Origin of the sequence: Streptomyces sp. UH6 (assembly GCF_013421635.1) — a bacterium.
Classification (GTDB): domain Bacteria; phylum Actinomycetota; class Actinomycetes; order Streptomycetales; family Streptomycetaceae; genus Streptomyces; species Streptomyces abyssomicinicus.
Genome location: NZ_JACADT010000676.1, coordinates 1 through 3,170, shown reverse-complemented (window position 1 = coordinate 3,170; position 3,170 = coordinate 1). Strand labels below are relative to the sequence as shown.

Annotated in this window: 4 protein-coding genes; 2 read left to right on the top strand and 2 right to left on the bottom strand. The window is 72.2% G+C overall.

Going from position 1 to position 3,170, the window contains the following annotated elements:
- Positions 1 to 110 precede the first annotated feature (110 nt).
- Positions 111 to 887, top strand: coding sequence for a S16 family serine protease (locus tag HW445_RS24105; RefSeq protein WP_180223046.1), 777 nt, complete (start codon positions 111 to 113; stop codon positions 885 to 887).
- A gap of 20 nt (positions 888 to 907) precedes the next feature.
- Here the strand turns inward: HW445_RS24105 and HW445_RS24100 are convergent, their stop codons facing one another.
- Entirely contained in the window at positions 908 to 1,402 is a 495-nt protein-coding gene (locus tag HW445_RS24100; RefSeq protein ID WP_180223045.1) for an Lrp/AsnC family transcriptional regulator, read from the bottom strand.
- A 124-nt stretch (positions 1,403 to 1,526) separates the two neighbouring features.
- On the opposite strand from HW445_RS24100, the gene hppD reads away from it, so the two are divergent.
- Positions 1,527 to 2,672: a 4-hydroxyphenylpyruvate dioxygenase gene (hppD, locus tag HW445_RS24095; protein WP_180223044.1), complete on the top strand. Its 1,146-nt coding sequence runs from the start codon at positions 1,527 to 1,529 to the stop codon at positions 2,670 to 2,672.
- A 60-nt stretch (positions 2,673 to 2,732) separates the two neighbouring features.
- Here hppD and HW445_RS24090 read toward each other — a convergent pair.
- On the bottom strand, positions 2,733 to 3,170 hold a 438-nt coding region (locus tag HW445_RS24090; RefSeq protein WP_180223043.1), incomplete at its 5' end, for an RDD family protein.

The following is a 3,170-nucleotide window of genomic DNA, read 5'->3' as shown; positions in this document are numbered from 1 at the left end:
CTGCTCATGGCCCGAGTCGACCGCGCCGGGAGGGCGCCCGCATCCGGCAGGGGGCCGTCCGGGGGAGGCGGCCTCACCGGGCGGGGGGACGGGGCCGTTAGATTGACCCCGTGTTCTCTCGCCTCTCACGTCCCAAGGCCGCCGCCCTCTGCGCCCTGCCCGCCGTCGCGCTGATCGCGGTCGCGGCGCTCGCCCCGCTGCCGTTCACGGTGGCGCGCCCGGGGACGACCGTGAACGTCCTCGGCGAGCGGGACGGCAAACCGGTGATCTCCGTCGAGGGCGCCCGCACGGTCCCGTCCGACGGGCAGCTGCGGATGACCACGATCGAGGCGACCGGTCCGGACGCCGACGTCCGCCTCGCCGACGTGGTCGACGGGTGGTTCCGGACCGACGAGGCGGTCATGCCGACCGACGCCGTCTACCCGAGCGGGGACGACGTCGAGGAGATCGAGCGGTACAACGCCGAGCAGATGCGGCAGTCGCAGGACGACGCGACGGAGGCGGCACTGGGATACCTGGGGCGCAGCCCCGAGGACGTGAAGGTGACGCTGCGCCTGGCGGACGTGGGCGGGCCCAGCGCTGGACTGCTGTTCTCGCTGGGGATCGTCGAGAAGCTGGGCACGGACCTCGCGGGCGACACGGTGGTCGCCGGGACCGGCACGATCTCGCCCGAGGGCGCGGTGGGGACCGTGGGGGGTGTCGCGTTGAAGACGCGGGCCGCCGCGCGCGACGGGGCGACGGTGTTCCTCGTCCCCCGTGCCGAGTGCCGCGACGCGCTCACCGAACTCCCCGAGGGCCTGCGCCTCGTCCCGGTCACCTCGCTCCGCGGCGCCGTCACCTCCCTCGAGGCCCTCCGCACGGGCAAGGGCGACGTCCCCTCCTGCTGACCCTCCCGGCGGCACGGCTCCTACAGGGCTTCGGCCTCCCGGGCGGCCGGCAGCCGCGCGGCCTGTTCCACGAGGGGTATGACGCGCAGCGGCACCGCGTTCTCCATCACGATGGCCGTGGACGCCCGGACGATGCCGTCGAAGCCGACGACGAGGTCGATCACCCGCTGGAGGTCGGCGTTGGACCGGGCGACCAGCCGGCACAGCATGTCCCCGCTGCCCGTGGTGGTGTGCAGCTCCAGCACCTCCGGGACGGAGGCCAGGTGCACCCGGACCGCCGCCCCGCTCCCCTGCCGGATCTGCAGCGTGGCGAACGCGGTCACCGGATAGCCCAGCGCCGCGGGGTCGACGTCGGGGCCGAACCCGCGGATCACCCCGCGCGCCTGGAGCCGGTCCAGCCGCGCCTGCACCGTCCCGCGGGCCACGCCGAGGCGGCGTGACATCTCCAGCACCCCCAGCCTCGGCTCCCGCGCCAGCAGCGCGATGATGCGCCCGTCCAGACTGTCGATCCCCATGGACCGCCCCCACCGATGGTCATCCTGTACACAACCGCCGCCCTGGCGGTCCCCCGACTGTGCAACCTGCGCAGCGAAAAAGCCATGGATTGCGCACCTTGCGGTTCGGGGTGACCCTGCCCACATGACGCAGACCACACACCACGCTCCCGACACCGCACGGCAGGCCGACCCCTTCCCGGTGAAGGGAATGGACGCGGTCGTCTTCGCCGTGGGCAACGCCAAGCAGGCCGCCCACTACTACTCGACCGCCTTCGGCATGCGCCTGGTGGCCTACTCCGGACCGGAGAACGGCTCCCGGGAGACCGCCAGTTACGTCCTGGAGAACGGCTCCGCACGGTTCGTGTTCACCTCGGTGATCAAGCCGTCCACCGACTGGGGCCGCTTCCTCGCCGGCCACGTCGCCGAGCACGGCGACGGCGTCATCGACCTCGCCCTCGAGGTCCCGGACGCCCGCGCCGCGTACGCCTACGCCATCGAGCACGGGGCCCGTTCGGTCGCCGAGCCGTACGAGATGAAGGACGAGCACGGCACCGTCGTGATCGCCGCCATCGCCACCTACGGCGAGACCCGCCACACGCTGGTCGAGCGCTCCGGCTACTCGGGCCCCTACCTGCCGGGCTACCGGGCCGCCGCGCCGGTCGTGGAGCCGCCCGCGGAGCGCACCTTCCAGGCGATCGACCACTGCGTGGGCAACGTCGAGCTCGGCCGGATGGACGAGTGGACCGAGTTCTACCGCCGGGTCATGGGCTTCACCAACATGAAGGAGTTCATCGGCGACGACATCGCCACCGAGTACTCCGCGCTGATGTCCAAGGTGGTCGCGGACGGCACGCTGAAGGTGAAATTCCCCATCAACGAGCCGGCGATCGCGAAGAAGAAGTCGCAGATCGACGAGTACCTCGAGTTCTACGGCGGCCCGGGCGTGCAGCACATCGCGCTCAACACCAACGACATCGTCCGCACCGTGCGCACCATGCGGGCGGCCGGCGTGGAGTTCCTCGACACCCCGGACTCGTACTACGACACCCTCGGCGAGTGGGCCGGGGAGACCCGGGTCCCGGTGGAGACGCTGCGCGAGCTGAAGATCCTGGTGGACCGCGACGAGGACGGCTACCTGCTGCAGATCTTCACCAAGCCGGTCCAGGACAAGCCGACGGTCTTCTTCGAGATGATCGAACGGCACGGCTCCATGGGCTTCGGCAAGGGCAACTTCAAGGCGCTCTTCGAGGCCATCGAGCGCGAGCAGGAGCGCCGCGGCAACCTCTGACGCCGACGGCGCCCGGTCCGAGGGGGCGCTCCGCCACGACGGCGGGGCGCCCCCTCGGCGTCAGTCCCCGGCGACGAAGGTGTGCGCCGCCTTGTCGTGCCACGCCTGCCGCCAAGGGCGGTCGACCACCGCCCAGAAGAGCCCGACCACGCCGATCACCAGCAGGGTGGGAATCGTCCCCACCGCCCACCGCAGCAACGCGCCGCCGAACGACGGCGGTTCGTGGCCCTCGATGTCGCGGACCTGGAGGCCGAGCGCCTTCTTGCCCAGCGTCCGCCCCGTCCGCGAGGTCGGCAGCACCTCCAGCAGCACGCCCGCGACCAGCAGCACCCCGAGGACGACCGCCAGGTGGACGCCGGTCGTGCCGTCCACCAGCCAGACGGTGACCTGCTCCCCGGAGAGCCGGGCGGCCTCCATCTTCGCCTCGATGTGCTCCCACGCCCGCATCCCGAGCGGAACCGCCGCCGCCGCGGTGACCCCGCCGACCAGCAGGGCGTC